The organism is Paenibacillus lentus (assembly GCF_042714055.1).
Taxonomy (GTDB): domain Bacteria; phylum Bacillota; class Bacilli; order Paenibacillales; family Paenibacillaceae; genus Fontibacillus; species Fontibacillus lentus_A.
The window spans coordinates 1-393 of the sequence record NZ_JBHGVC010000043.1; the positions used below are offsets into that span (position 1 = coordinate 1).

4 tRNA genes are annotated in these 393 nt (G+C 50.1%); all 4 read right to left on the reverse strand.

The features are described from left to right. Window positions 1-7: 7 nt before the first annotated feature. Window positions 8-82 (reverse strand) — tRNA-Gln (locus ACE3MQ_RS27325). Between the two features lie 13 nt (window positions 83-95). Next, a tRNA-Val gene (locus tag ACE3MQ_RS27330) sits at window positions 96-171 on the reverse strand. A gap of 41 nt (window positions 172-212) precedes the next feature. Then, a tRNA-Glu gene (locus tag ACE3MQ_RS27335) sits at window positions 213-287 on the reverse strand. Between the two features lie 28 nt (window positions 288-315). Beyond that, window positions 316-391: transfer RNA gene (locus ACE3MQ_RS27340), tRNA-Thr, on the reverse strand. Between the last annotated feature and the right edge of the window lie 2 nt (window positions 392-393).

Genomic DNA, 393 nt, shown 5'->3' on the forward strand with positions numbered 1-393 from the left:
GTACAAATGGCTGGGGATATAGGATTCGAACCTATGAATGACGGAGTCAAAGTCCGTTGCCTTACCGCTTGGCTAATCCCCAATAAAATTTCTAATGGTGGAGGCTAACGGGATCGAACCGCTGACCCTCTGCTTGTAAGGCAGATGCTCTCCCAGCTGAGCTAAGCCTCCATATGTAGACAGTGGTCTTGCCACACCTGTGGTATTAAAAATGGTGACCCGTAGGGGATTCGAACCCCTGTTACCTCCGTGAAAGGGAGGTGTCTTAACCCCTTGACCAACGGGCCGGATTATTTACTTCACAAGCAAAGACAGTGGAGCTCTCAACCGGGATCGAACCGGTGACCTCATCCTTACCATGGATGCACTCTACCTACTGAGCTATGAGAGCAA